The sequence below is a fragment of the Variovorax sp. PAMC 28711 genome, from assembly GCF_001577265.1.
Classification (GTDB): domain Bacteria; phylum Pseudomonadota; class Gammaproteobacteria; order Burkholderiales; family Burkholderiaceae_C; genus Variovorax.
Genome location: NZ_CP014517.1, coordinates 4,038,098 through 4,061,475, shown reverse-complemented (window position 1 = coordinate 4,061,475; position 23,378 = coordinate 4,038,098). Strand labels below are relative to the sequence as shown.

At 65.1% G+C, this 23,378-nt stretch carries 22 protein-coding genes; 5 read left to right on the top strand and 17 right to left on the bottom strand.

Annotated elements, in window-relative coordinates; all coding sequences use genetic code 11:
• Window positions 1-153 precede the first annotated feature (153 nt).
• Complete coding sequence (gene guaB, locus AX767_RS19575; protein WP_068632847.1) at window positions 154-1,623, bottom strand: IMP dehydrogenase; 1,470 nt, start codon at window positions 1,621-1,623, stop codon at window positions 154-156.
• A gap of 139 nt (window positions 1,624-1,762) precedes the next feature.
• On the opposite strand from guaB, the gene AX767_RS19570 reads away from it, so the two are divergent.
• The gene (locus tag AX767_RS19570; RefSeq protein ID WP_068632846.1) at window positions 1,763-2,296 is read left to right on the top strand and encodes a DUF4124 domain-containing protein; all 534 of its coding nucleotides are present in this window, start codon (window positions 1,763-1,765) and stop codon (window positions 2,294-2,296) included.
• A 15-nt stretch (window positions 2,297-2,311) separates the two neighbouring features.
• Here AX767_RS19570 and AX767_RS19565 read toward each other — a convergent pair whose 3' ends face one another.
• Together AX767_RS19565 and AX767_RS19560 are read right to left on the bottom strand one after the other, a co-directional pair.
• Complete coding sequence (locus AX767_RS19565) at window positions 2,312-2,641, bottom strand: RnfH family protein (protein WP_082755087.1); 330 nt, start codon at window positions 2,639-2,641, stop codon at window positions 2,312-2,314.
• 8 nt (window positions 2,642-2,649) lie between these two features.
• Window positions 2,650-3,102 (bottom strand): type II toxin-antitoxin system RatA family toxin, encoded by a 453-nt coding sequence (locus AX767_RS19560; protein WP_068632845.1) that lies wholly within the window; start codon window positions 3,100-3,102, stop codon window positions 2,650-2,652.
• Between the two features lie 62 nt (window positions 3,103-3,164).
• Between AX767_RS19560 and smpB the strand changes: the two genes are divergently transcribed.
• A complete protein-coding gene (gene smpB / locus AX767_RS19555) occupies window positions 3,165-3,644 on the top strand; it encodes an SsrA-binding protein SmpB (protein ID WP_068632844.1) in 480 nt (159 codons plus the stop codon).
• A 92-nt stretch (window positions 3,645-3,736) separates the two neighbouring features.
• Window positions 3,737-4,126 carry a COG4315 family predicted lipoprotein gene (locus AX767_RS19550; protein WP_068632843.1) on the top strand — a complete coding sequence of 130 codons (390 nt, stop codon included), beginning with the start codon at window positions 3,737-3,739 and terminating at the stop codon, window positions 4,124-4,126.
• A 54-nt stretch (window positions 4,127-4,180) separates the two neighbouring features.
• On the opposite strand, the gene AX767_RS19545 is transcribed toward AX767_RS19550, so the two are convergent.
• The 13 genes from AX767_RS19545 to AX767_RS19485 form a co-directional block, all read right to left on the bottom strand.
• Window positions 4,181-5,089: a DMT family transporter gene (locus AX767_RS19545; RefSeq protein WP_068632842.1), complete on the bottom strand. Its 909-nt coding sequence runs from the start codon at window positions 5,087-5,089 to the stop codon at window positions 4,181-4,183.
• Window positions 5,086-5,868, bottom strand: coding sequence for a hypothetical protein (locus tag AX767_RS19540; protein ID WP_068632841.1), 783 nt, complete (start codon window positions 5,866-5,868; stop codon window positions 5,086-5,088). The genes AX767_RS19545 and AX767_RS19540 overlap by 4 nt, the downstream gene beginning before the upstream one ends.
• A 57-nt stretch (window positions 5,869-5,925) precedes the next feature.
• Window positions 5,926-7,764, bottom strand: coding sequence for a translational GTPase TypA (gene typA / locus AX767_RS19535; protein WP_068632840.1), 1,839 nt, complete (start codon window positions 7,762-7,764; stop codon window positions 5,926-5,928).
• Window positions 7,761-8,741 carry a tRNA pseudouridine(55) synthase TruB gene (gene truB / locus AX767_RS19530; RefSeq protein ID WP_068632839.1) on the bottom strand — a complete coding sequence of 327 codons (981 nt, stop codon included), beginning with the start codon at window positions 8,739-8,741 and terminating at the stop codon, window positions 7,761-7,763. Before truB ends, typA begins: the two co-directional genes overlap by 4 nt.
• A gap of 2 nt (window positions 8,742-8,743) precedes the next feature.
• Complete coding sequence (gene rbfA, locus AX767_RS19525) at window positions 8,744-9,115, bottom strand: 30S ribosome-binding factor RbfA (RefSeq protein ID WP_068632838.1); 372 nt, start codon at window positions 9,113-9,115, stop codon at window positions 8,744-8,746.
• Between the two features lie 21 nt (window positions 9,116-9,136).
• The gene (gene infB / locus AX767_RS19520; protein ID WP_068632837.1) at window positions 9,137-12,061 is read right to left on the bottom strand and encodes a translation initiation factor IF-2; all 2,925 of its coding nucleotides are present in this window, start codon (window positions 12,059-12,061) and stop codon (window positions 9,137-9,139) included.
• Between the two features lie 24 nt (window positions 12,062-12,085).
• Window positions 12,086-13,570: a transcription termination factor NusA gene (gene nusA, locus AX767_RS19515; protein ID WP_068632836.1), complete on the bottom strand. Its 1,485-nt coding sequence runs from the start codon at window positions 13,568-13,570 to the stop codon at window positions 12,086-12,088.
• 17 nt (window positions 13,571-13,587) lie between these two features.
• Window positions 13,588-14,196, bottom strand: coding sequence for a ribosome maturation factor RimP (gene rimP / locus AX767_RS19510; protein ID WP_068632835.1), 609 nt, complete (start codon window positions 14,194-14,196; stop codon window positions 13,588-13,590).
• A gap of 133 nt (window positions 14,197-14,329) precedes the next feature.
• Entirely contained in the window at window positions 14,330-15,529 is a 1,200-nt protein-coding gene (locus tag AX767_RS19505; RefSeq protein WP_068632834.1) for a YbfB/YjiJ family MFS transporter, read from the bottom strand.
• Window positions 15,530-15,549: 20 nt separating this feature from the next.
• On the bottom strand, window positions 15,550-17,160 hold the full coding sequence (locus tag AX767_RS19500; RefSeq protein WP_068632833.1) for an ABC transporter ATP-binding protein: 1,611 nt from the start codon (window positions 17,158-17,160) through the stop codon (window positions 15,550-15,552).
• A 2-nt stretch (window positions 17,161-17,162) separates the two neighbouring features.
• Window positions 17,163-18,206: an ABC transporter permease gene (locus AX767_RS19495; RefSeq protein WP_068632832.1), complete on the bottom strand. Its 1,044-nt coding sequence runs from the start codon at window positions 18,204-18,206 to the stop codon at window positions 17,163-17,165.
• A complete protein-coding gene (locus AX767_RS19490) occupies window positions 18,199-19,233 on the bottom strand; it encodes a microcin C ABC transporter permease YejB (protein ID WP_068632831.1) in 1,035 nt (344 codons plus the stop codon). The genes AX767_RS19495 and AX767_RS19490 overlap by 8 nt, the downstream gene beginning before the upstream one ends.
• Window positions 19,234-19,236: 3 nt before the next feature.
• Window positions 19,237-21,033 (bottom strand): extracellular solute-binding protein, encoded by a 1,797-nt coding sequence (locus AX767_RS19485; protein ID WP_068632830.1) that lies wholly within the window; start codon window positions 21,031-21,033, stop codon window positions 19,237-19,239.
• A gap of 37 nt (window positions 21,034-21,070) precedes the next feature.
• Between AX767_RS19485 and fabI the strand changes: the two genes are divergently transcribed.
• Window positions 21,071-21,862 (top strand): enoyl-ACP reductase FabI, encoded by a 792-nt coding sequence (gene fabI / locus AX767_RS19480; RefSeq protein ID WP_068632829.1) that lies wholly within the window; start codon window positions 21,071-21,073, stop codon window positions 21,860-21,862.
• Between the two features lie 19 nt (window positions 21,863-21,881).
• Window positions 21,882-22,733 carry a DNA ligase gene (locus tag AX767_RS19475; protein ID WP_068633916.1) on the top strand — a complete coding sequence of 284 codons (852 nt, stop codon included), beginning with the start codon at window positions 21,882-21,884 and terminating at the stop codon, window positions 22,731-22,733.
• A 22-nt stretch (window positions 22,734-22,755) separates the two neighbouring features.
• Here the strand turns inward: AX767_RS19475 and AX767_RS19470 are convergent, their stop codons facing one another.
• On the bottom strand, window positions 22,756-23,316 hold the full coding sequence (locus AX767_RS19470) for a fasciclin domain-containing protein (RefSeq protein WP_068632828.1): 561 nt from the start codon (window positions 23,314-23,316) through the stop codon (window positions 22,756-22,758).
• Window positions 23,317-23,378 lie beyond the last annotated feature (62 nt).

The window sequence follows — 23,378 nt, the reverse complement described above, 5'->3', positions numbered from 1 at the left end:
AGATAGCCCGAGAAAGCATTTCGCCGCACTGCCTTGTCGGCGCCGCGGCCCATTCCAGAAACACCGCGGAACCGGCTTCGCCGGGCCGCTGGTGTCGCCCCCGGAAGGGGGAAGGCATAGCGACACGAAGTGCGCGTAGCCTGGGGGTGAGCTTTATTCAGCCCGGTAGTTGGGCGCTTCTTTCGTGATCTGCACGTCGTGCACATGGCTCTCGCGGATACCAGCGGTCGTGATCTCGACGAACTCGGCCTTGTTCTGCATGTCGGCAATGGTCGCGCAACCGCAATAGCCCATGCTGGCGCGCACGCCGCCGGCCATCTGGTAGACGATCGACACGATCGAGCCCTTGTAAGGCACGCGGCCTTCGATGCCCTCGGGCACCAGCTTGTCGGTGTTCGGGTTGCCGGTGGTCGATTCCTGGAAGTAGCGGTCGGCACTGCCCTGCTGCATCGCGCCGATGGAGCCCATGCCGCGGTAGCTCTTGTAGCTGCGGCCCTGGTACAGCACGATCTCGCCCGGTGCCTCTTCGGTGCCGGCGAACATGCTGCCCATCATCACCGTGCTGGCGCCTGCGGCGATCGCCTTGGCGATGTCGCCGGAGTAGCGCACACCACCGTCGGAGATCAGCGGCACGCCGGTGCCTTGCAAGGCCGTTGCCACGCTGTCGACCGCCATGATTTGCGGCACGCCCACGCCCGCCACGATGCGGGTGGTGCAGATCGAGCCCGGGCCGATGCCGACCTTGACCGCATCCGCGCCAACGTCGGCCAGCGCACGCGCGGCGTCGCCGGTCGCGATGTTGCCGCCGATCACGTCGATCTGCGGATAGTTCTTCTTGACCCAGCGCACGCGCTCGATCACGCCCGCGCTGTGGCCGTGCGCGGTGTCGACCACGATGGCGTCGACGCCGGCGGCCACCAGCGCTTCAACGCGCTCCTCGGTGCCGTCGCCCACACCGACCGCTGCGCCCACGCGCAGCCGACCGCTGCCGTCGCGCGCCGCGTTCGGGAAGCTGGTCTGCTTGGTGATGTCCTTGACGGTGATGAGGCCCTTGAGCTCCCAGTCGCTGTTGATGACCAACAGGCGCTCGAGCTTGTACTTGTTGAGCAGCGCCTTGGCATCGGCCAGCGTGGTGCCGTCGGGCACGGTGATGAGCTTGTCGCGCTGCGTCATGATCTCGGTGACGGGCGCGTCGTAGCGCGTCTCGAAGCGCAGGTCGCGCCCGGTCACGATGCCGACCACCTTGCCGCCGTCGACCACCGGGAAACCCGAGATGCCCAACTGGTCGGACAGCGCCATGACCTGGCGCACCGAGTGCGTGGGCGTGATCACCACCGGGTCGCGCAGCACGCCCGACTCGTAGCGCTTCACGCGGGCCACCTCGGCGGCCTGCTGTTGCGCGGTGAGGTTCTTGTGCACGATGCCCATGCCGCCTTCCTGAGCGATCGCGATGGCGAGGCGGGCCTCGGTCACGGTGTCCATCGCCGCCGAAACCAGCGGGAGGTTCAGCGTGATGTTGCGGGAAAGTCGGGTGGCGAGGGAGGTGTCCTTGGGCAGGACCTGGGAGAACGCTGGCACCAACAACACATCGTCGAAGGTGAGCGCTTTGCCGAGAAGGCGCATGACTGAGGCTCCAAAAGGCGGATTGTAACGAGGCTCGGTAATTACCCGCGGCGACAGGCCGATGGCTTGGCCCTTGCGCTGTCGACGTGAAACGCTCTTTTACGGTTACAAACACTCACATGGCGCTAAACTGCCGCGCATGAAATTCATGCGCCTGCCCACCCTTGTCCTCGGTCTTGTCTGTGTGCTGCCGCTCGCGGCGCACGCCCAATGGCAGTGGGTCGACAACGCCGGCAAGAAGGTCTTCAGCGACCAGGCGCCGCCGCCCGACATTCCTGAAAAGAACATCGTGCGCCGCGCCGGGGGTGCTTCGTCGCGCCCTGCCCTCGCCCCGGTGACGCCACCCTCCGACGCTGTCGCCGGGACGCCCTTGGCGGCGCCGGCTCGCAGCGCCAGTGGTGCCGTCAGGCCGAGCGGCGTGGACAAGGAACTCGAAGAGAAAACGAAGCGCGCCGAAGACGCCGAAAAAGCACGGCAGGCCGCCGAGGCGCAGAAGCTTGCGCAGGCGAAGGCGGAAAACTGCAACCGCGCGCGCCAGAGCAAGGCGACCTACGATAGCGGCATCCGGGTGGCGCGCCTGAACGACAAGGGCGAACGGGAAATCATGGATGACAAGGCGCGCGCCGAAGAACAGCAGCGCCTGCAGACCGTCATCAGCGGCGACTGCAAATAGTCCTGCCGAGGAGGTTCAGTAGCCCGCTTTTCCACCCTCGCGGCGGTTGGCGAACAGGCCGGTGCCTTTCGCGCCCTGTTGCTGGAAGCGCTCGCGGCGCGCCACCTTGGGATCGACTTTCAGCGGGCGACACAGCTCGATGCGGTCCAGCGCTTGCAGCGGTTGTTCCCACGGCGCCGCGCGGCCTCCGATGCCCGGTGCGAGGCCCGCCCAGTCCAGCGCGGGAAAACGCGCCGACAAACTGCTGGCCTGCACCGCATCGCGCAGCGTGGCCCCATCGGTGATCGACAGCGTTTGTTCGAACACTTCGCGCGGCGCCGGCGAACAGACCACTGTGACCTGCATCGGTTCGCTCAGCCGCCCGAGGGGCCGTAGACCTGTTCGGCGCGCTTCACGAAGGCTTCGACCAGGCTGGAGGCGATCTTGTCGAACACCGGACCGACCAGGGCCTGCAAGGCGAAGTTGCTGAAGCCGTAGCTGAGGTTGAGATCCACGCGGCATGCGCGTTCGCCTTCGGCACCGACGGGCGTGAACTTCCAGACCCCATCCAGGTTGGAGAACGGGCCGCTCACCAGCTTGAGCTGCACTTCGCGCCCCGGCACGTGCGTGTTTCGCGTAGTGAAGCTCTGGCGGATACCGCCGAAACCGAGACCGACTTCCGCCGTCATGCCGGCGTCGTCCTGCTCGATCACACGGGCCTTGTCGCACCATGGGAGGAACTCGGGATATTTGGCGACATCGGTGACGAGCGCGTACATCTCTTCGGCGCTGTACCAGATCAGGACGGACTTGTTGACAGTTTTCATAGAATCGGCACGGCGTGCGCGACGGATTGTATTGAAGCCATGCTGCCCCAACTTTCGAAGCCATGGCCACCAAAAAGAAACAAGACCCCTCCACACGCATCGCCGACAACAAGAAAGCGGCCTACAACTATTTCTTCGAGGAGCGTTTCGAGGCCGGCATGGTGCTCGAAGGGTGGGAAGTCAAATCGCTGCGCGAAGGCAAGGTGCAACTGACCGACGGCTACGTGATCATCCGCGACGGCGAGCTCTACGTGATCGGCTGCCAGATCAATCCGCTCAACAGCGCGTCGACGCACATCAGCCCGGACTCGGTTCGCACCAAGAAGCTGCTGCTGCACAAGGAAGAGATTCGCCGCCTGATCGGCAAGGTCGAGCAGAAGGGCTACACGCTGGTGCCGCTCAACCTGCACTGGAAGGCGGGCAAGGTGAAATGCGAGATCGCGCTGGCCAAGGGCAAGGCCGAGCACGACAAGCGCGACACCATCAAGGACCGCGAAGGCAAGCGCGAAGTCGAGCGCGCCATGAAGAGCCGCAGCCGCTGAACCCTGACCTGCCGCGAGTTGTCGCAGTCGCGGCATAAACTGCCAACCTGTGCATCCGTGTTTTTGCGTTTTTTAACCGAAGGAGAAACTCCATGAAACTGTTCAGCGCTTCGATCCTCGCTGCTGCCTTGCTCGCCGGCTGCGGCAGCATGACCAAAACCGCCGAGGCGCCCGACGCGCCGACCCGCACCGCCGATGGCGTGCTCGTCGGCCCAAATGGCAAGACGCTCTACACCTTCACGCGCGACACCGTCGGCAGCGGCAAGTCGGTCTGCAATGCGCAATGCGCGGTGCTGTGGCCGGCACTCGGCGCCGGCGACATGGCCAAGCCGATGGGCGGCTACACCGTCATCGTGCGCGACGACGGCAAGAAGCAGTGGGCCTACAAGGGCGCGCCGCTGTACTACTACGCGAGCGACATGAAGGCCGGCGACCGCACGGGCGACAACTTCAATAACGTCTGGAAGATTGCGCGCCCGTAAGCAGCGTTATTCGTTTCGCAGGGCCTGCGAGGCCTATCCGCACTGCGCGACCCGCTATCGATTCGATGGCATCGCGCAGTGTTTCTTTTTGAGGGAGGCCCGCCCGCCGAGCCATTCGTTGACCACGAGCGCACCGATCACCAGTGCTCCCCCGGCCAGCACGCTCGGCGCCGGTTCTTCGCCGGCCCCGAGCCAGGCGAGCGCGATGCCGAAGATCACTTCGAGCAAGGCCAGCAACGACACCTCCGGCGCCTTGAGAACCCGTGCGCACATCACCGACAGCACGCAGGGAATCGCAAGTTGCACGAGGCCCAGGAAAGCCAGCAAGCCGAGGTCGTGCGGATTCGCGCTCAGCGGCCAGGCCAGCGGCAACGTGTAGAGCGCACACAGCGCAGCGCCGATGAGCACTGCCGGCACCAGGTCGACGTCGTGCCCTTTCGCGTGGGCGTGTTGCGTCACCGTCCAGTTGCCCGCCGCGGCGATTGGCACGCACAGCGCGACGAGCGTGCCGAGCCACTGCCCGCCGCCCGACAGCTGCGACCCGTACATCCAGCCGATGCCGAGACCGGCCACGACGATCGCGCCCCAGGTGCGGACCGCGAGCCGATGCCCGATGAACGCGCGCGCTGCCAACGCGGTGAACAACGGTCCGAGCGCCATCGTCACCAGCACGTTGGCCACGGTGGTGAGCGTGAGCGCGACCATGTAGGCGGTGAACATCACGCTCCAGCACACGCCGGAAAACCAGAGCGAGCGGTCGCCATGGCGGATCTTCGAGAAGACGGCCCGCCCCTGCCAGGTCGGCAGAATGACGAGCAGCGACAGCACCGTGAAGAAGGCGCGCCAGAACGTGACCTCGAAGCTGCGCGCATGCTCGAGCTGGCGCGTGACCACGCCGGCCGTCGCCCACATGAGCGTGGCAACGACCATGAGCCAGACGGCGCGCCGATGGGTCAGCGTCATGACGGTTGCAGCAGGCACAAGCCCGTGCAGCGCGGGCTACCCATCGCGTCGAGGATCTGCTGCAGCGACCGACGCTGCTCGCCTGCTGCCCGCGCCAGAAGCGGCGCGAGCAATCCCCGGACGGTCGCACGAGACGCCATCGGCAGGGCGCGCGCATGGACCGGCGCAAGACCGGCCATCACGTCGAGCACGCCGCAGTAGGAGGAGCTTTCCGGCGCCTCGATCGGGCAGTTGCCGGCTGCGACAACGTAGATCTGGAGCAACGCGAACTGACTGCGCTCGATCCCGCCCAGCCGGAGTCGCGACGCCTGCGCTTCGCCCATCTGCTTCACAAGCGTTTCGGCGAGCGGCACCTGAAGCGCGATGCAGCGTGCGGTGAAACCCTGCAGCAGCGCAATCTCGTCCTGCCACGCAAGCGCATTGCGCGCCATCACGTCGGGCACCAACTGCCCTTGCTGCATCGCCCCGAAAGCGATGTACGCAGTGGTGGCATTGCGCGTGCGGTCGCATAAATCCGACAACGCGCCGAGATCGGCCGGCGCGAAGCGATCGGCGGCCAGGAATCTCGGCGCGTCCGCCAGCGTTCTCAGCACCGCGCTGCTCTCGGCCTCCGCGAGGCGAGGCATGGTGTCCGGATGCGACGCGCGCAACGCATCGAATGCGCGACCCGCTTCGGCGTGCGTCAGCAGGGGCTGCGCGCCAGCGGCAAGCGGCGCGAGCAAACCCGCCAGCCAGACGCTGGCGACAACCAGACGCAAAAAGACCGCAGAAGCGGTCATTTCACACCTCGCTGTTGCAAGGCTCCCGGCGACCCGCAGGCAGCGGCTCGCGGACCATCAGGCTGCGACGGTGTCGCGGCCTGCGCGCTTGCGCTCATGTTCCTTCAGGTAGCGCTTGCGCAGGCGCACGCTCTTGGGTGTGATTTCGACCAGCTCGTCGTCCTCGATGAATTCGACGCCGTACTCCAGCGTGAGGTCGATCGGGGGCGTGATCTTGATCGCGTCTTCCTTGCCGGACACGCGGAAGTTGGTCAGCTGCTTGGTGCGCGTCGCGTTGACCACGAGGTCGTTGTCGCGGCTGTGGATGCCGACGATCATGCCTTCGTAAACCGGATCGTTCGCCTTGACGAACATGCGGCCGCGGTCGTCCAGCTTGCCGAGCGCGTAGGTGAAGATTTCGCCGTCGTCCATCGAAATCAGCACGCCCTGCTTGCGGCCGCCGATGTCGCCCTTGTGCGGTTCGTAGCTGTCGAAGATGTTGCTGATGAGGCCGGAGCCGCGCGTCAGATTCAGGAATTCGTTGGTGAAGCCGATCAGGCCGCGTGCCGGGATGCGGTATTCGAGGCGCGTACGGCCACGGCCATCCGGTTCCATGTTGACGAGGTCGCCCTTGCGCTCGCCCAGCGCCTGCATCACGCCGCCCTGGTGCTGCTCTTCGACGTCGACCGTCACGAGCTCGATGGGTTCGTGCTTTTCGCCGTCCACGGTCTTCATGACCACGCGTGGCTTCGACACGGCCAGCTCGTAGCCTTCGCGACGCATGTTTTCCAGCAGGATGGTCAGGTGCAGTTCGCCGCGGCCCATGACTTCGAAGATGCCTTCTTCGTCGGTTTCCTTGACGCGCAGGGCCACGTTGTGTTGCAGCTCCTTCTGCAGGCGGTCCCAGATCTGGCGGCTGGTGATGTACTTGCCTTCGCGGCCGGCCAGCGGGCTGGTGTTGACGCAGAAGTTCATCGTGAGCGTGGGCTCGTCGACCTTCAGCATCGGCAGCGGCGCCGGTGTGGTCGCATCGGTCACGGTCACGCCGATGCCGATGTCGGTCAGGCCGTTGATCAGCACGATTTCGCCCGGGCCGGCTTCCGTCGCCTGGACGCGTTCCAGACCCTGGAACGTCAGCACCTGGTTGACGCGACCCTTGACGGCCTTGCCGTCCGGACCTTCCATCACGACCACGTCCATCATGGGCTTGATCGTGCCCTGGCTGATGCGGCCGACGCCGATACGGCCGACGAAGGTCGAGAAGTCGAGTGCCGAAATCTGAAGCTGCAGCGGCGCTTCCGGATCACCCGTTTGCGCCGGCACGTGCTTCAGGATGGTGTTGAACAGGGCCGACATGTCGGGGCCCCACTGCTCGCCCTGAGCGCCCTCTTCCATCGACGACCAGCCGTTGATGCCCGAGGCATAGACCACCGGGAAATCGAGTTGTTCGTCGGTCGCGCCGAGCTTGTCGAACAGGTCGAACGCGGCATTCACCACGTAATCCGGACGGGCGCCCGGCTTGTCGACCTTGTTCACCACCAGGATCGGCTTCAGGCCCAGGGCCAGCGCCTTCTTGGTCACGAAGCGCGTCTGTGGCATCGGGCCTTCCTGCGCGTCGATCAGCAGCACAACCCCATCGACCATCGACAGTGCACGTTCCACTTCGCCGCCGAAGTCCGCGTGGCCCGGGGTGTCGACGATGTTGATGTGCGTGCCTTCCCAGGTCACGGCACAGTTCTTGGCCAGGATGGTGATGCCGCGTTCTTTTTCGATCGCGTTGTTGTCCATCACCGTGTCGACCACCTTCTCATGTTCGGCGAAGGTGCCGGACTGGCGAAGCAGTTGGTCGACCATCGTGGTCTTGCCATGGTCCACGTGGGCAATGATGGCGATGTTGCGGATTTGCTTGATGCTCATGATGTGGTTTCGCAGAGAAGAGGGAGAACAGGTGCGTTCAAAAGGATTTGCTGAATTTCGATGGGGTTCAGCAAGCGCCCCGGGATGAGTTCGTTGGCCGTCACGTGCGCAGTGCCGAGGAATGCCTCCGGCGCGCTGCCGAACACCGCCACGTCGGTGGCATTGGCCCAGTCGCCGCGCCGGCGCAGGCCGGACAGGAAACGGGCAGCATCTTCCGCGCCCAGCGTGACACGGCCATGGCCGGCGACCAGCGATTCTGCCGGCAGCAACTGCGCCAGGCGTTCGTCTTCGCTCATGGCTTCAAGTGCTTCGAGGGTGACGCACTGCGACACGTCGAAATCGCCGGTCGCCGTGCGGCGCAACGAGGTGAGATGCGCGCCGCAGCCCAGTGCTTCGCCGATGTCTTCCCCCAGCGTGCGGATGTAGGTGCCCTTGCTCACGGTCGCCGTCAGCCCGATGACAGTCCGTTCAGCCGTGCGGGTCGTCTCGGTCAACGTCAATTGGTAGACCGTGACATCGCGCGGTGCGCGTTCGATGTCGATGCCCTCGCGCGCGTACTCATACAGCGGCTTGCCGTCTTTCTTGAGCGCACTGTGCATCGGCGGCACCTGGCGGATCGGGCCGGTGAACTTCGCCTGGACGCGCGCCAGGTCGGCGGTCGTCACCTGCACGTCGCGCTCGGCGATCACTTCGCCCTCGGCGTCGCCGGTCGACGTCTTCACGCCAAGGCGGACCGTGGCCTCGTAGGTCTTGTCGGCGTCGAGATGCAGCTGGCTGAACTTGGTCGCCGCGCCGAAGCACAGCGGCAGCACGCCGGTTGCGAGCGGATCGAGCGTGCCGGTGTGGCCCGCTTTTTCGGCGCGCAACAACCACTTGGCTCTCTGCAACGCCTGGTTGCTAGAAAGGCCCAATGGTTTGTCGAGCAACAACACCCCATGCACGGGGCGCCGCTGCACCCGGGTGCGGGGCGCATTCATGCCTACTCGTCCTTCGAACGGGAAGCGACGGCTTGCGCGATGAGCGCGTTCATGTCGGCCGCACGCTCGGTGGTGCGGTCGAACAGGAAGTGCAGCGTGGGCACCGTGTGAATGTGGAGGCGCTTGAACAGGCCGTTGCGCAGGAAGCCCGCGGCCTGGTTCAGCGCTTCGGTCGTTTCGGCCTTGTCGCCCGTGAGCAGGCTGAAGTAGATCTTCGCGTGCGCATAGTCCGGGGTGACTTCGACGGCCTGAATCGTGACCATGCCCACGCGCGGGTCCTTCAACTCGCGCGCGATCAGCTCCGTCAGATCGCGCTGGATCTGGTCGGCAACCTTGAACGCGCGGTTGGGGGTGGCGGCTTTTCTTTTCGGCATGGTCTCTCTCGCATCGAACGCTTACAGCGTCCGGGCGATTTCCTTGATCTCGAAGAACTCCAGCTGATCACCTTCCTTGATGTCGTTGTAGTTCTTGAGCTTGATACCGCACTCGAAGCCTTCCTTGACCTCGCGCACATCGTCCTTCATGCGCTTGATCGAGTCGACTTCGCCGGTGTAGACCACCACGTTGTCGCGCAGCAGGCGGAAATGCGCGCTGCGGTTGACCGAACCCGAGGTGATGTACGAACCCGCGACCGTGCCGATCTTGGACGCCACGAACACCGTGCGAATCTCGGCCTGGCCGATGATTTCTTCGCGACGCTCGGGTGCCAGCATGCCGGACATGGCGACCTTGATCTCGTCCACAGCGTCATAAATGATGCTGTAGTAGTTCAGCTGAACGCCATTGCCTTCGGCCAGCTTGCGTGCACCGGAGTCGGCCCGCACGTTGAAGCCGATGACAACCGCCTTCGATGCGATGGCGAGGTTGATGTCGTTCTCGCTGATGCCGCCGACGCCGGCGTACACGATCTGCACCTTCACTTCTTCGGTCGCCAGCTTGAGCAGCGATTGCGCGAGGGCTTCCTGGGAACCCTGCACGTCGGCCTTGATGATCAGGCGCAGGGTCTGCACTTCGCCCGCCGACAGGTCGGTGAACATGTTCTGCAGGTTCGACGCCTGGAGCTTGGCCAGCTTCGTATTGCGGAACTTGCCCGCGCGGTAGGTGGCGATTTCGCGTGCACGGCGCTCGTCGGCCATCACCATGAACTCGTCGCCGGCTTGCGGCACTTCGGTCAGGCCCTGGATTTCGACCGGGATCGACGGACCCGCGGTCTTGATCGTCTTGCCGTCTTCGTCGAGCATGGCGCGCACGCGGCCATAGGTCGAGCCCGCCAGCACCACGTCGCCGGCCTTGAGCGTGCCGGACTGGACCAGCACGGTCGCCACCGGGCCGCGGCCCTTGTCAAGGCGCGCTTCGATGACCAGGCCCTTGGCGGCGGCATCGACCGGCGCGCGCAGTTCCAGCACTTCGGCTTGCAGCAGCACCTGTTCGAGCAGGTCGTCCACGCCCTGGCCGGTCTTGGCCGAGACGGACACGAACGGCACTTCGCCGCCGTACTCTTCGGGCACGACTTCTTCGGCCACCAGTTCCTGCTTCACACGGTCCAGGTTGGCGTCCTGCTTGTCGATCTTGTTGATCGCAACCACGATCGGCACACCGGCCGCTTTCGCGTGCTTGATGGCTTCCTTGGTCTGCGGCATGACGCCGTCGTCGGCCGCCACCACGAGGATGACGATGTCGGTGGCCTGCGCACCGCGGGCACGCATGGCGGTGAACGCCTCGTGACCCGGGGTGTCGAGGAACGACACCATGCCGCGAGCGGTTTCGACGTGGTAGGCACCGATGTGCTGCGTGATGCCGCCGGCTTCACCCGATGCGACCTTGGCGCGGCGGATGTAGTCGAGCAGCGAGGTCTTGCCGTGGTCGACGTGACCCATGACGGTGACGACGGGTGCGCGCGGCAACGACTCGGCCGTCAGACCGGCGACGTCGTCGTCGGTGAAGGCCTCCGGATCGTCCAGCGCCGCAACCATCGCGTTGTGACCCATGTCTTCGACGATCACCATGGCCGTGTCCTGGTCGAGCGACTGGTTCATCGTGGCCATGATGCCGGACTTCATCAGTTGCTTGATGACTTCCTGCGCCTTGACGGCCATCTTGTGGGCGAGCTCGGCCACCGTGATGGTTTCGGGCACATGCACGTCGAGCACACGTGCCTCGACCGGTGCGGCCTGCACGTGTTCGTCATGGCCGCCACGGTCGTTGCTGCCACGGCGCCCACGCGGGCCCCCGCGCCAGTTGCCGCGACCGACGCCACCCGAGGCGTCGCCGCGGGTCTTGATTTCCTTCTTCTTGGCCGGATCGCCAGCCCAGCTCGACGAGAGCTTGGCGGACTTGACGTCCTTGCTGGCGCCAGGTGCGGTGCTGCCCGGTGCGGCAGGCGCGCCGACGCGGGGTGCCGGCGTGGCCGGCTTGTGCAGCGTGCCCTTGACGGCCGGCTTCGGCACTTCCTTTTCAGGCGCCTTGTGCGGCACCAGCACGCGGGCCGGTGCGTTCATCATCGCGCGGATGGCTTCGGCCTCGGCCAGTGCCTTGCGGCGGCGTTCGTCCAGGTCTTTGGCGCGTGCGCTTTCTTCGTCGGCGCGGGCCTTGGATTCGGCGGCGGCCTTGGCCTTGGCGTCTTCCTTGGCCTGGGTGGCGGCAGCGGCATCGGCTGCAGCCTTGCTCACGGCGGCATCGGGCTCTGCAGGGGCTGGTGCGTCGAACCCCGGCGCCCTTCTGCCAACCACGGCGGCGGTTGCAGAGGCCCTTTCCTTGGCAGTCTGAGCAGCCTTGGCTTCGCGCTCGGCCACTTCGGCCTGTTCGTCACGGTCCGCTTTCTCGCGTTCGCGGGCTTCGGTTTCTTCGCGCTGACGACGCTTCTCGACCAGCTCTTCTTCCTGGCGACGGATCAGTTCGGCCTGACGGCGCGCCTCTTCCTCGCGTCGGCCGAGTTCGGCTTCGTCGATCTTGGGAGCGGCAGGCTCGACCGCGGCCGCAGCGGGCGCTGCCTCCGGCTCGGGCGTCGTGCCGGGGCCGTCGTCACGCTGGATGAAGGTGCGCTTCTTGCGCACTTCGACCTGGATCGTGCGGGCACGCCCCATCGCGTCGGCCTGCTTGATCTCGCTGGTCGACTTTTTGGTCAGCGTGATTTTCTTGCGCTCGGGCTCGGCGGTGCCGTGGCTGGCCTTCAGGAAACCGAGCAAGCGCTGCTTGTCGGCCTCCGTGAGCGCATCGGTCGGCGCGGCTTTGGCCACGCCAGCGCTCTTGAGCTGGTCAAGCAAGGTTTCGGGAGTCTTCTTGAGCTCGTTCGCGAACTCGGCGACAGTGGTACTGGACATATTGGTTTCGTGCCTTCATGACCGTCACTCTTGGCCAGCGAACCAATGTTCGCGGGCTTTCAAGATGAGGGTTTTGGCGTCATCGGCGCTGTGGCCGGTGATCTCGGTGAGTTCATCGACCGCGAGGTCGGCAAGGTCGTCACGGGTGTGAACACCCGCCTCGGCCAGCTTGGGAATCAGCTCGGGGTCGAGGCCTTCGAGGTCGCGCAGGTTCTGCGAGACGGTCTCGACGCCCTCTTCCTTGGCGATTTCCATGGTGAGCAGCGCGTCCTTGGCTCGCGTGCGCAGCTCGTTGATGGTGTCTTCGTCGAAGCTCTCGATTTCCAGCAGCTCGGAGATGGGCACATAGGCCACTTCTTCGAGGCTATTGAAACCTTCGGAGATCAGGATATCGGCCATCTCCTCGTCGACGTCGAGCTTTTCCATGAACAGCTTGCGGCTGGCGTCGGTTTCGACGGCCTGCTTCTGCGCCGATTCATTGGCGTCCATGATGTTGATCTTCCAGCCGGTCAGGTCGGAGGCGAGCCGCACGTTCTGGCCGCCGCGACCGATCGCGATCGCGAGGTTTTCCTCGTCGACCACCACGTCCATGGCATGCTTTTCTTCATCGACCACGATCGACGACACGTTGGCCGGCGCGAGGGCGCCGATCACGAATTGCGCCGGGTCCTCGGACCACAGCACGATGTCGACGCGCTCGCCGGCGAGCTCGTTGGTCACGGCGTTGACACGGGTGCCGCGCACGCCCACGCAGGTGCCGATCGGATCGACACGCTTGTCGTGCGAGAGCACGGCGATCTTGGCGCGTGAACCCGGGTCACGGGCGCAGCTTTTGATTTCGAGCAGGCCTTGTTCGATTTCGGGCACTTCCTGGCGGAAGAGTTCGATCATGAATTCAGGGGCCGAGCGCGACAGGATGATCGGCGCGCCGCGCAGCGTCAGGTCGACTTCCATGATCATGGCGCGCACGCGGTCGCCGTTGCGAAGGTTTTCCTTGGCGATCATCTCGCTGCGGCGCAGGCGTCCTTCGACGCGGCCGGCTTCCACGATGATGTCACCCTTGTCCAGGCGCTTGACGGTACCGACGAAGATCTTGTCGCCGCGCGACATGAAGTCGTTGAGCAACATCTCGCGCTCAGCGTCGCGGATCTTCTGCAGGATGACCTGCTTGGCGGCCATCGCGCCGATGCGGCCGATCGGCACCGAGTCCACCGTTTCTTCGATGTACTCGTCGACCTCGATGTCGGGCATTTCCTCCTTGGCTTCGAACAGAAGGATTTCCTGGTCGGGCAGCTGCAGGCCAGCTTCATCGGGAACGACGTGCCAGCGGCGGAAGGTTTCGTAGTCGCCGCTGTCGCGGTCCACGGCGACGCGGATGTCCACGTCACCCTGATGGAGCTTCTTGGTGGCTTGCGCCAGTGCGGATTCGACTGCGCCGAAGACCACGTCGCGTTCGACGTTCTTCTCGCGCGAGATCGCATCCACCAACATCAACATTTCGCGATTCATGCCACCTAGCTCCTCAATCAATCAGCCAAACCGGTTTCACCGGCTTTGGCCTTGCGACCCTTGAAATCCACAATCGGCGCGAGCCGCGCGTCACGCAGCTCGTCCAATGCGAAGCCGAGCGCCTGCACCGGGGCGGGCTCTCGCTTCCTGCTCACTTTTTGTCCTGGCTTGGTTTTGGGCTCATCGCTCCAGACGATTTGCCATCCACCCGACTCGGCCCGCTCCAGCGTGCCGCGAAACTTCTTGCGCGTGGCCGACACCAGCGTGCCGGCAGCTGCGCCCATCGGCGCCTTGAGCGTCAGGTCGATCACCTCGCCGACGAAACGCTCGAAATCCTTCTCATGGCGAAGTGGCCGATCGATGCCGGGCGACGACACTTCGAGCCGCTTGTATTCGGCGCCGTCGACTTCCAGCGTGAACTGCAACTGTCGCGTGACCTTTTCGCAATCCTCGACCGTGACTGCCGGCTCGGGTGCGCCAACATCAGATCCGGCGGCCTCTGAACTGGGGGCAGTCCAGGGCAAATCAATCGTGACGCGCAGCAATCCACCGGCCGATCTTTCAATCTCGACCAGGTCGTAGCCGAGACCGGCTACCGTTTGTTCGACTGTCTGCTGCAACGCCACGTGTTTGAAAATGCCTTATCAGAAATGCCAGAAATGCACAGGCCAAAAAAAACGGGCGGTTGGTACCCGCCCGTTTGGTCGTGAGCCTCGGATTATATGCTTTTCCTGTGACAAATAAAGGGTTTCTCCACTGTCAGGCGGCAGCCGGCCGGCGTGATCGGGTCCAGACGACCACGAAGAGCATCGATCCCGCCGCCAGAACAGCCCCGGCGACCAGCAATGGCACCGCGAAAGAACCTGTTCGCTGCGCCAGCGGCGCGGCGAAAAGCGGCCCGAGGATCTGGCCGACCCCGTAGGCGGCGGTGGCATAGCCGATCAGTCCGGCCGCCTGATTTCCGCGCAGGCGGCGGGCTTCGCGCACCGCGAACAACGTGATCGCGGTGAACGGCATGCCCAGCAACAGGCTTCCGATACCGAAGCCGACGATGGTCGGCCACACCACCGACAGGATCACGCCTGCCGCCTGCAGCGCATAGGCCGCGGCCATCAGCAAGCGATTGTCCCAGTGCGTCGGCGCGCGGGCGCCGATCAGCGCGCCGGGAATGATCGCGGCGCCGAACAGCGGCCAAAAGTAGTCGGGCCACAACGATCCGGGCAGCGCGTGGCGAGCGATCACCGGCAGGAATGTGGCGGTGATGATGTAGCCGAAGCCGGCCAAGCTGTAGAGCGCCACCAGCCAGATGGCATCGTGGCGCGCAGAAGCCGATTCGGCCGCTGTCGGTGGCATGGCCGGTGCGGCTGCGCCGGCCAACCCCGGCGCTGCGCCGTCGTCGAATACGTGCCAGATCACTGCGATCAACACCACAGCGACGATCCCGAAGCCGATCCAGCCTGCCTCGGAACCCCATCGGCCAACGGCGCCCCCCAACAGCCCTGTGACTGCGATGCCGATGCCCGGGCCGGTGTAGATCACGCCACCGAGCGCCGGCGCATTGGTCTCGGCCAGCCGCCGCAGGCCCCAGCCCGATGCGAACACGAAAACCCAGGCGCTCATGACGCCCGCCGCGGTGCGCAGCGCGCCCCATGCCGTGAAGCTGTGCAGCAGTCCCATGCCGAGCAGCAGCGCCGCCGTCGCGACCAGCCCACCGCGCACCATGGTCGCATGCTTCGCCTGGATGAACGCGCAGCTGACGGCGCCAACGAAATAACCGAGGTAGTTGAGCGAGGCCAGCAACCCGCCGCCCTGCAGTTCCAGCTTGCCCTCGTGCAACATGATCGGGAGCATCGGCGTGAAAGCGAAACGGCCGAGGCCCATCGCCACCGCGAGCGTCACCATGCAGGCCAGCGCCGCGCGCCAGGCACCGCGCCGGTTGTCTTCCTCCAGAGTCGCCATTTCTTCTTTCGTTGTCGCCGTCAGTCCAGCAGTGCGGCCGCGACCAGCTTCTGCGTGTACGGGTGTTCCGGTGCATCGAGCACCCGCTCGACCGGTCCGCTCTCCAGGATGGCGCCGTCCTTCATCACGATCACCTGATGCGCCATCGCGCGAATCACCTCGACGTCGTGCGTGATGAGCAGGTAACTCAGCCCGCGTTCGCGCTGCAGGCGCTGCAGCAAGCCCAACACCTGTTTCTGGATGGTGACATCGAGCGCGCTGGTCGGCTCGTCGAGCACGAGCAACTGCGGCTCGACGATCAGCGCTCGCGCGATGGCCAAACGCTGGCGTTGCCCGCCCGAAAACTCGTGCGGATAGCGATCGAGCAGCGCCGGAAATTGCGTCTCGGTGAGCCCGACGTCGGCCAGTGCCGCGAGGCTGCGCAGCCGACGCGCTGCGGCATCGAGTTCGGACGCGTGCACGCGCAGCCCCTCGCCCACGATCTGTTCGACCGTGAGGCGCGGGGACAGCGACGAGAACGGATCCTGAAACACCACCTGCATCACGCGCCGCAAGGCCCTGTCGCCCGTGGTGCTGGCCGCCCAGCGCTGGCCCGCCACATCGAGCGTGCCCTCGTGTCGCAGCAGGCCGAGCGCCGCCAGCGCCAGCGTCGATTTTCCCGAACCCGATTCGCCGACCACGCCCAATGTCTCGCCCGGCGCGATGCGGAAATCGGCCCCTTGCACGGCGACGAACGCGCCTTTGGAAAACCAGCCTGCCATGCCAGGTTTCGGCACGGGATAGCTCACGCGCAGACCCGTCGCTTCGAGCACCGGCGCAGCACCTGGCGTCGGCACCGGCGCCACGTCGCGCGTCGGATGGCTATCGATCAACTTGCGCGTGTAGGGATGCTGCGGCGCCCTGAACACGGCTTCGACCCCGCCGTGCTCGACGATGTGGCCGTTCTCCATCACCGCGACGCGGTCGGCGAACCGCCGCACCAGGTTCAGGTCGTGCGTGATGAGCAGCACCGCCATCCCATATTTGCGCTGCAAGTCGGTCAGCAACGCGAGGATTTGCGCACGCACCGTGACGTCGAGTGCCGTGGTCGGCTCGTCGGCCAGCAAAAGGCGCGGCTTGCAGGCGAGCGCCATGGCGATCATGGCGCGCTGGCGTTGTCCGCCGGACAACTGGTGCGGCAGCGCCATCGTGCGCCGCGCGGGCTCCGGAATGCCGGTGTCGGCGAGCAACTGCACCGCCGCGGCTTGCGCATCGCGCGCCGACAGGCCTTCATGCAGTTCAAGCACCTCCGCGATCTGGTCGCCGACGCTGTACAGCGCGTTGAGCGCGGTCATCGGCTCCTGGAAGATCATCGCGATCTCCTTGCCCCGGATGCCGCGCAGCTCCCGCTCAGGAATCGAGAGAAGATCGCGTGAGCCCTGCCCTCCTTCCGGACTGAACAGCCGGGCGACCCCGGAAAGATCGGCGTTCTGAACCAGGCGCAGGAGCGACAGCGCGGTGACCGTCTTGCCCGACCCGGATTCCCCCACCAGCGCGAGCTTCTCGCCCGCGGCGATCTGGAAGTCGATGCCGTGCACCACTGCCTTGCCGCCGAAAGCGACCGAGAGGCCTTTCACATCGAGCAGCGGCATCGTCACTTGTCCATCTTTCGGGGATCGAGGGCATCGCGCAGCGCATCGCCCATGAAGGTCAGCAGCATCAGCGTGACGACCAGCACCGCGAAGGTGGACAGCGAGATCCACCATGCATCGATGTTCGCCTTGCCCTGGCTCAGCAGTTCGCCGAGCGACGGCGTGCCGGGCGGCACCCCGAGGCCCAGAAAATCAAGCGAGGTCAGCGCGAGGATTGCCGCGCTCATGCGGAACGGCAGGAACGTGACGACCGGCGTCATGCTGTTGGGCAGGATGTGGCGCCACATGATCTGCAGGTTACCCACGCCCAGCGCGCGGGCGGCGCGCACGTAGTCCATCTGGCGGTTGCGCAGGAACTCGGCCCGCACGTAGTCCGACAGGCCCATCCAGCCGAACAGGCTCAGCAACACGAGCAGCAAGGCAACGCTCGGCGCGAAGATGGCGCTGAAGATGATGAGCAGGTAGAGCTCCGGCATCGACCCCCAGATTTCGATGAAGCGTTGGAACGCCAGATCGGTCTTGCCGCCAAAAAAGCCCTGCACCGCGCCCGTCGCGACGCCGAGCAACACGCCGATGACGGTCAGCGCCAGTGCGAACAGCACGCTCACGCGAAAGCCGTAGATCAGCTGTGCGAGCAAGTCGCGCCCGCGGTCGTCGGTGCCCAAGAGGTTGTCGCGCGACGGCGCCGAAGGATTCGGAAACTTGGCGAAATAGTTCAGCGTTTTCGGGCCGTAGGGATTCGGCGCGTAGACCGCCCAGTTAGCGCCCGAGGTGATGCGCTCGCGGATGAACGGATCGAGATAGTCGGCCGGCGTTTCGAAGTCGCCGCCGAAGGTCTTTTCGGCGTAGTCGCGCAGCACCGGAAAGTAGGTGTGGCCCTCATACCGCACCACCAGCGGCTTGTCGGTCGAGAGCACCTCGGCGAACAGGCTCAGCACGACAAGCGCGCTGAACACGAGGAGGCTCCAGAAGCCGAGCGGATTGCGCCGGAACCGGCGCCACGCGCGCCGGCCGGGGCTCAGCGAGACGGGCGGAGCGCTAGTCAAACTTCACCCTCGGGTCGACCCACACGTAGCAGAGATCGCTGATCAGCTTGGTCACGAGACCGATCAGCGTGAAGAGATAGAGCGTGCCCAGCACTACTGGGTAGTCGCGCCGGATCACGCTCTCGTAGCTCAGGAGGCCGAGACCATCGAGCGAGAACAACGTTTCGATGAGCAGCGAGCCGGTGAAGAAAGCGCCGATGAACGCCGCCGGAAAGCCCGTGATGATCGGGATGAGCGCGTTGCGGAACACGTGCTTCCACAGCACCTGGCGTTCGGCCAGGCCCTTGGCGCGGGCGGTGAGCACGTACTGCTTTCTGATCTCCTCGAGAAACGAGTTCTTCGTCAGCATGGCCGTGACCGCGAAACTTCCCAGCACCATCGCCGTGATCGGCAGCGCGATGTGCCACAGGTAGTCGACGATGCGGGCGCCCCAGCCCATTGCTTCCCAGTTCGACGAGGTGAGTCCGCGCAGCGGGAACCATTGCAACTGCCCACCGAACACCACCAGCAACGCGACGCCCAGCACGAAGCCGGGGATGGCGTAGCCGACCAGGACGAGCAGCGTGGTCGCGAAGTCGAAGCGCGACCCTGCGCGCACCGCCTTGGCGACGCCCAGCGGCACGGCGATCAGGTAGCTGATGAAGAACGTCCAGAGCCCGAGGCTGATCGACACCGGCATCTTTTCCTTGACCAGCTGCCACACGTCCTTGCGCTGGTAGAAGCTCTGCCCGAGATCGAAGCGCGCGAACGCCTTCAGCATCAGCCAGAAGCGTTCGATCGGCGGTTTGTCGAAGCCATAGAGCTGCCGGATTTCCTCGACGCGCTTCGGGTCCAGCCCCTGGCGCCCGCGGTAGCCCGAGCCGCTCGAGGCGGCACGTTCGCCGCCGGAATCGCGTCCCTGCAACTGCGACACCATCTGCTCCACCGGGCCGCCTGGCACGAACTGGATCACGACGAAGGTCAGCAGCAGCACGCCGAAGAGCGTGGGCACCATCAGCAGCAGACGTTTGAGGATGTAGCTGACCATGGCTTACTTGTTCGAGGGCGACGCCCACCAGGTCGACATCGCCCAGGTGTCGGGCTGGTAGTACGGCGGGATCACCTTCGGCAGCACGAAGCCGGCCGGCCGGTAGCCGACCAGGAACGTGTCGCTGGTCCACTGCGGAATGGAGTAGTAGCCGTGGGACAGCACGCGGTCGAGCGAGCGCATGGCGGCAGTCAGTTCGAGTCGGGTGGTGGCTTGCACGATCTTTTGCAGCAAGGCGTCGACCGCCGGATCGGAAATGCCCCAGAGATTGGCGGAGCCGTTCGTCACCGCCGCCTTAGAGCCATAGAACTCGTACATCTCGCCGCCCGGCGCGTTGCTGCCGGGGAGCCGCAGCGACGTCATCTCGAACTCGAAGTTGTCCATGCGCTGCTGGTACAGCGAACCGTCGACGGTACGCACGCGCAACTGGATACCGAGCTTCCCGAGCGACGTCTGCAGCGGCGTGATGACGCGGATCAACGAGGGCTGGTTGTTGAGCATCTCGATCTCGAAGGGCTCGTTCTTCGCATTGCGAAGCGCGCCGTCCCGGTAAGTCCAGCCAGCTTGGCCGAGCAGTTGCTTCGCCTGGCGCAAATTGTCGCGCAGGCTCGATGGTGGCAGAGTGGTCGACGAAACGACCGCCGGCCCGAAAACCTCCGGCCTCAGCGACTTGCGCAAGGGCGCGAGCAATGCCAGTTCCTCCGGCGTCGGCGTGCCGGATGCGTGAAAGTCGCTGTTCGGGAAGTAGCCTTCGACGCGCTTGTACAGGCCATAGAACAACTGGCGGTTCAGCCACTCGAAATCCATCGCGAGGCCGATCGCCTGACGCACCCGAATGTCCTGGAATTTGGGATTTCGCAGGTTGAAGACGTAGCCCTGGAAATCGCCCGGATTGTTGTGAATGAACACTTGCTTCTTCACCTGGCCCGAATCGAAGACCTTGCCCTGATACTGCCGCGCCCAGTTGCGCGAAATGAACTCGCGCATCAGGTCGAACTCGCCTGCCTTCAGGCCTTCGAAGCGCGCCGTCTCATCCAGGTAGAGCTTGAAGACGAGCCGGTCGAAGTTGTACTGGCCCTTGCGCACCGGCAGCTGGGCTCCCCAGTAATTCGGGTCGCGCAAATACGTGACGTCTCGCCCGAGTTGCGCGGTTGCCGGCTTGTACGGGCCGGAAGCAATCGGTACCTCGCCCGTGATCTGGTCGAACGGCTTGCCGCCGCCCCATGCGCGGCTGAACACCGCCATGCCGCCGACCACCAGCGGCAACTCGCGGTTCGGGCTGGCGAAATCGAACCGCACGGTACGTTCGGCCACTGCCACCGCGCGCTTCACTTCGGCGTAGATGGTGCGAAATTGCGGCGCGGCCAATTTACCGGTCAGGGTGTCGAACGAATACACCACGTCGGACGCCAGCACCGGTGCGCCGTCGTTGAAGCGCGCGGCCGGGCGCAGGCGGAACGTGGCCGAGAGCATGTCGGGTGCGACCGCAACGTCTTCGGCCAGCAGGCCGTAGGCCGTGGTCGCCTCCTCCGAATTGCCGACAAGGAGACTCTCGAACATGAGAGGCCCGAGTCCCGCCGGCGCCGTGCCCTTCAGCGTGAATGGATTGAATTTGTCGAAGTTGGTGGAGGTGATCGGCGGCACCATGCGCAACTCGCCGCCCTTCGGCGCGTCGGGATTGGCATAGGCGAAATGCGTGAAACCTTCGGGGTACTTGATGTCGCCGAACTGCGCGTAAGCGTGCGCACCCCACGACGGGGCCGCCAAGAAAGTCAACACACAGAGCAGCCAACGTCGCATGCGAGAATTCTGCACAAGATTCATCAGAGGCAAATTTATGGGCTTTCTCACCGGCAAAAAACTGCTGATCACGGGCGTGCTGAGCAACCGTTCGATCGCTTACGGCATCGCCAAGGCCTGTCACCAGCAAGGCGCCGAACTCGCTTTCAGCTATGTCGGCGAGCGCTTCAGGGACCGCACGACCGAGTTTGCCGCCGACTTCGGCTCCAAGCTCATCTTCGATTGCGATGTGGGAGACGACGCGCAAATCGAAAGGCTCTTCACCGATCTGTCGAAGACCTGGCCGACGTTCGACGGCTTCGTGCACAGCATCGGCTTCGCACCGCGCGAGGCCATCTCCGGCGATTTTCTCGACGGCCTGTCGCGTGAAGGTTTCAAGATCGCGCACGACATCAGCGCCTACAGCTTCCCGGCGATGGCGCGGGCCGCCCTGCCCTATCTCAACGACAAGTCGGCCCTGCTCACGCTGACCTACCTCGGCGCGCTGCGCGTGCTGCCCAACTACAACACGATGGGCCTGGCCAAGGCATCGCTCGAAGCGTCGGTGCGCTACATGGCCGCTTCGATGGGGCCGAAGGGAATGCGGGTGAACGGCATCAGCGCGGGCCCGATCAAGACGCTCGCCGCGAGCGGCATCCAGGGCTTCGGCAAGATGCTGTCGGCGGTGGCACAAGCCTCGCCGATCGGGCGCAACGTGACGATCGACGAGGTCGGCAACGTCGCGGCTTTCCTGCTGAGCGACCTCGCCAGCGGTGTGACCGCCGAGATCACGTACGTCGACGGCGGCTTCAGCAACGTGGTGGGCGGCATCGCCGAAAACGCTGCGTGATTTGCGCAACCCTCTCGCCGTGTTGAACCGCAGATCCTGGTTGTTGGCGGCCCTGGCCGCCGCGACGGCGCCCGTCGCATTCGCGCGCGAAACGGCACCTGCGCTGATGCTGGCAGACGTCTACCAGCGCGGCATGTCGCTCGACGACTACTGGGTCAGCGAAAAATACGACGGCGTTCGCGGCTATTGGGACGGCAAGCAACTCTGGACGCGCGGTGGCGAGCGGGTCATCGCGCCGGCCTGGTTCACCGCCGGTTTTCCGGCGACGCCGATGGACGGCGAACTGTGGGCCGGACGTGGCCAGTTCACGCAGGCGATGTCGACGGTGCGCAGCCAGACGCCAGTCGATGCGGCCTGGCGCGAAATCCGCTTCATGGTGTTCGACCTGCCCGCGCAGCCCGGCGATTTCAGCGCCCGACTCAGTGCACTGCGCAAGCTGCTGCCGATCACGAGCGCGCCCTGGCTGCTGCCCGTCGCGCAACAGCGCGCCACGTCGCACGCCGAGCTGCAGGCGCTTCTCGACAAGACGGTCAAGCTCGGCGGGGAAGGCCTGATGCTTCACCGGGGCAACTCCATGTACCGCGGCGAGCGAAGCGCTGCGCTCCTCAAGTTCAAGCCGTACGACGACGCGGAAGCGCGCGTGGTGGCGATGGTGCCCGGCAAGGGCCGTCACGACGGCCGCATGGGCGCGCTGTGGGTGGAATCACCGGAGGGCCGACGCTTCAAGCTCGGCAGCGGCTTCAGCGATGCGGAACGCAACAACCCGCCGGCCATCGGCAGTTGGGTCACCTACCGCTACAACGGCACAAACCCCGGCGGTCTGCCGAGGTTTGCGCGCTTCTTGCGTGTCCGTCCCGACATTCCCTCCTGAGAAGGTTGCGGGGCGTCGGGGCTTACTTGGGCAGCAGCACCTTGTCGACCACGTGGATCACGCCGTTCGACTGGTACACATTGGGGATGGTCACCGTGGCGGTGCCGCCCTTTTCATCGGTCAGGGTGATCTTGCTGCCCTTGGCCTTGGCAACCAGCATGCCGCCGGCCACCGTCTTCAGTTCGGCAGAGCCGTTGCCGGCCTTGATTTCCTTCATGAGTTCAGCCGCGTCGAGCTTTCCCGACACCACGTGATAGGTCAGCACGCCGGTCAGGGCGGCCTTGCTCTCCGGCTTGAGCAGCGTGTCGACGGTGCCGGCGGGCAATGCGGCGAAGGCCTTGTTGGTCGGTGCGAACACGGTGAACGGACCGGGACCCTTGAGCGTGTCGACCAGGCCGGCGGCCTTGACAGCGGCGACCAGCGTCGTGTGGTCCTTGGAGTTGACGGCGTTGTCGATGATGTCCTTGGTCGGCGACATCGGCGCGCCGCCCACCATCACGTCCTTGGCCATCGCGCTGAACGCGCCGGCGGTGAGTGCGACGGCGAGGGTCGCGGCGGCAAGGCGATTGAGTTTGATCTGCATGGAATGCTCCTTCGGTTGGCAGGGAGCCGCCGCGAAAATGCGCGGCGACTGCCATTCAATAC

Bases quoted from the DNA above. Each gene is read 5' to 3' on its own strand.
- AX767_RS19570 (WP_068632846.1), top strand. From the start codon at position 1,763: ATGAAATTCATGCGCCTGCCCACCCTTGTCCTCGGTCTTGTCTGTGTG.
- fabI (WP_068632829.1), top strand. From the start codon at position 21,071: ATGGGCTTTCTCACCGGCAAAAAACTGCTGATCACGGGCGTGCTGAGC.
- truB (WP_068632839.1), bottom strand. From the start codon at position 8,741: ATGAATGCGCCCCGCACCCGGGTGCAGCGGCGCCCCGTGCATGGGGTG.
- AX767_RS19560 (WP_068632845.1), bottom strand. From the start codon at position 3,102: ATGAAAACTGTCAACAAGTCCGTCCTGATCTGGTACAGCGCCGAAGAG.
- typA (WP_068632840.1), bottom strand. From the start codon at position 7,764: ATGAGCATCAAGCAAATCCGCAACATCGCCATCATTGCCCACGTGGAC.
- infB (WP_068632837.1), bottom strand. From the start codon at position 12,061: ATGTCCAGTACCACTGTCGCCGAGTTCGCGAACGAGCTCAAGAAGACT.
- AX767_RS19505 (WP_068632834.1), bottom strand. From the start codon at position 15,529: ATGGCGACTCTGGAGGAAGACAACCGGCGCGGTGCCTGGCGCGCGGCG.
- AX767_RS19550 (WP_068632843.1), top strand. From the start codon at position 3,737: ATGAAACTGTTCAGCGCTTCGATCCTCGCTGCTGCCTTGCTCGCCGGC.
- AX767_RS19470 (WP_068632828.1), bottom strand. From the start codon at position 23,316: ATGCAGATCAAACTCAATCGCCTTGCCGCCGCGACCCTCGCCGTCGCA.
- AX767_RS19545 (WP_068632842.1), bottom strand. From the start codon at position 5,089: ATGACGCTGACCCATCGGCGCGCCGTCTGGCTCATGGTCGTTGCCACG.
- rbfA (WP_068632838.1), bottom strand. From the start codon at position 9,115: ATGCCGAAAAGAAAAGCCGCCACCCCCAACCGCGCGTTCAAGGTTGCC.
- AX767_RS19565 (WP_082755087.1), bottom strand. From the start codon at position 2,641: ATGCAGGTCACAGTGGTCTGTTCGCCGGCGCCGCGCGAAGTGTTCGAA.
- smpB (WP_068632844.1), top strand. From the start codon at position 3,165: ATGGCCACCAAAAAGAAACAAGACCCCTCCACACGCATCGCCGACAAC.
- nusA (WP_068632836.1), bottom strand. From the start codon at position 13,570: ATGAATCGCGAAATGTTGATGTTGGTGGATGCGATCTCGCGCGAGAAG.
- AX767_RS19540 (WP_068632841.1), bottom strand. From the start codon at position 5,868: ATGACCGCTTCTGCGGTCTTTTTGCGTCTGGTTGTCGCCAGCGTCTGG.
- AX767_RS19500 (WP_068632833.1), bottom strand. From the start codon at position 17,160: ATGCCGCTGCTCGATGTGAAAGGCCTCTCGGTCGCTTTCGGCGGCAAG.
- AX767_RS19485 (WP_068632830.1), bottom strand. From the start codon at position 21,033: ATGCGACGTTGGCTGCTCTGTGTGTTGACTTTCTTGGCGGCCCCGTCG.
- AX767_RS19490 (WP_068632831.1), bottom strand. From the start codon at position 19,233: ATGGTCAGCTACATCCTCAAACGTCTGCTGCTGATGGTGCCCACGCTC.
- guaB (WP_068632847.1), bottom strand. From the start codon at position 1,623: ATGCGCCTTCTCGGCAAAGCGCTCACCTTCGACGATGTGTTGTTGGTG.